The organism is Streptomyces sp. UH6 (genome assembly GCF_013421635.1).
In the GTDB taxonomy this organism is placed as follows: domain Bacteria; phylum Actinomycetota; class Actinomycetes; order Streptomycetales; family Streptomycetaceae; genus Streptomyces; species Streptomyces abyssomicinicus.
Genome location: NZ_JACADT010001035.1, coordinates 1 through 1,947, shown reverse-complemented (window position 1 = coordinate 1,947; position 1,947 = coordinate 1). Strand labels below are relative to the sequence as shown.

Annotated in this window: 2 protein-coding genes; one reads left to right on the top strand and one right to left on the bottom strand. The window is 71.7% G+C overall.

The window, feature by feature from the left end; all coding sequences use genetic code 11:
* Window positions 1-1,072, top strand: a 1,072-nt coding sequence (locus HW445_RS28865; RefSeq protein WP_180223791.1) for a right-handed parallel beta-helix repeat-containing protein, incomplete at its 5' end; no start/stop codon positions are given.
* On the opposite strand, the gene HW445_RS28860 is transcribed toward HW445_RS28865, so the two are convergent.
* The gene (locus HW445_RS28860) at window positions 1,062-1,889 is read right to left on the bottom strand and encodes an alpha/beta fold hydrolase (protein ID WP_180223790.1); all 828 of its coding nucleotides are present in this window, start codon (window positions 1,887-1,889) and stop codon (window positions 1,062-1,064) included. The two genes, HW445_RS28865 and HW445_RS28860, sit on opposite strands and share 11 nt — an antisense overlap.
* Window positions 1,890-1,947: the final 58 nt, after the last annotated feature.

Genomic DNA, 1,947 nt, shown 5'->3' with positions numbered 1-1,947 from the left:
CATCGTCGTCGCGCCCGACGGTTCCGACGAGAGGGGCGACGGAAGCCTCACCCGGCCGTACGCCACGCTGGGCAAGGCCGTCGGACTGGTGCGCCCCGGCCAGACCATCGCCCTGCGCGGCGGCACCTACCGGCCGAGCGAACCGGTCACCATCGACACCGACGGCACCGCCGCACGCCCCGTGCTGCTCACCGCCTACCGCGGCGAGCGCCCGGTGCTCGACGTGTCCGCCGTTCCCGAAGGCCGGTGGGCCGTCACCCAGCGCGCCGACCACTGGACGGTGCGCGGGCTGGAGGTGCGCGGGTCCAGCAGCCACGCGTGGGTGTGCAGCGGATGCGCGCACGACGTCTTCGACGGCCTGACCATGCACCACAACGCGGAGTCAGGGCTGGTGCTGCGGGACGCGGGCACCGTCGGCAACACCGTGGTGGACAGCGACTTCCACCACAACCGCCAGGGCGACGGCGGCGGCACGGGCCTGGCGGTCGTCTTCGGCGCCGGCGAGGGCAACACCGTCCGCGACTGCCGTGCCTGGGACAACGGCGGCGACGGCGTCGACCTGGGAGGCTTCACCGATCCCGTCGTGCTCGACGGCAACTGGGCCTACCGCAACGGTGACGGCTTCACCCTCGGCGGCGGCCGGACCAGGGCCCCGGTGGCGCACGTCGTGAGGAACAACGCCGCCTGGGACAACGGGGGCCACGGGTTCACCGACGACGGCAACACCGGCTCACCGGTCCTGGAGCGCAACAGCGCCTACCGCAACGGCATCGCCGGCTTCCGCGTCGCCGACGCCGCCGCCTCCCTCGTCCGCAACGCCGCGTGGAGCAACCGGCGGGAGGCGGAGCTCGGCCCGTCCGTGCGCTCCTGGGGCAACACCTGGGACGAGGACGGACCGTCCGTGCCCCTGACCGGCCTGCGCTCGGACGATCCGCGCGGCGCCGAGGGCGCCCGTTCGCCGGACGGTGCGCTGCCCAGCACCGCGTTCCTCCGCCTCCGCGACCCGGCCGCCGGCGTCGGCGCGCCGATGACGGCGGCCGGGCGCGCACCACGCCCGCGGGTCACTTCTTGAGGAACTCCAGCAGATCCTTGTTGAAGCGCTCCTTGTCACCCGGCACCAGAGCGATGCCGTGCGAGCCGCTCTCGTAGACCTTCAGCTCGGCGTCCGCGATGAGCTGGGCGGACTTCCGGCCGGTGGCGTCGATCGGCACGACCTGGTCGTCGTCGCCGTGCACGACGAGGGTCGGGACGTCGAACTTCTTGAGGTCCTCGTGGAAGTCCGTGGTGCCGAAGGCGTCGACACAGTCGACGCCGCCCTCGATCGTCTGCGCCATGGCCATGTACCAGAACGCGTCCTTGTTGCCCTGGGTGACCTTGTTCCCGTCGCGGTTGGCGGAGAAGAAACCGACCGCGGTGTCCTTCCAGAACTGCGACCGCTCCGCGATGATGCCCGCCTTGATGTCGTCGAAGACGGACTGCGGGACCCCCTCGGGGTTGTCCGGGCCCTGGAGCATGAGCGGCGGGATCGCGGACAGCAGGACGGCGGAACGGATGCGCTCGGTGCCGTGGCGGCCGATGTAGCGGGCGAGCTCCCCACCACCCATCGAGTGCGCCACGAGAGTGACGTCCCGCAGGTCGAGGTGGGTGATCAGGTCGTTCAGGTCGTCGGCGAAGGTGTCGAAGTCGTAGCCGTCGTACACCGGCGTCGAGCGGCCGTGCCCGCGCCGGTCGTGTGCGATGCCGCGGTAGCCGGCGTCGGCGACGGCCTTGAGCTGGTCCTGCCACGCGTCCCCGTTGAGCGGCCAGCCGTGGATGAACACCACCGGGCGGCCCCGGCCCCAGTCCTTGTAGAAGATCTCGACACCGTCTCGCGTCGTGCAGATCGGCATGGTTGTCCTTTCATCGTGGCGAACCGGATCCCCGGAACCGAGCATCGCCCCGACCGCC

What these genes read in the sequence shown, in the direction of transcription:
- HW445_RS28860 (WP_180223790.1), bottom strand. Translation starts at nt 1,889, where the DNA reads ATGCCGATCTGCACGACGCGAGACGGTGTCGAGATCTTCTACAAGGAC.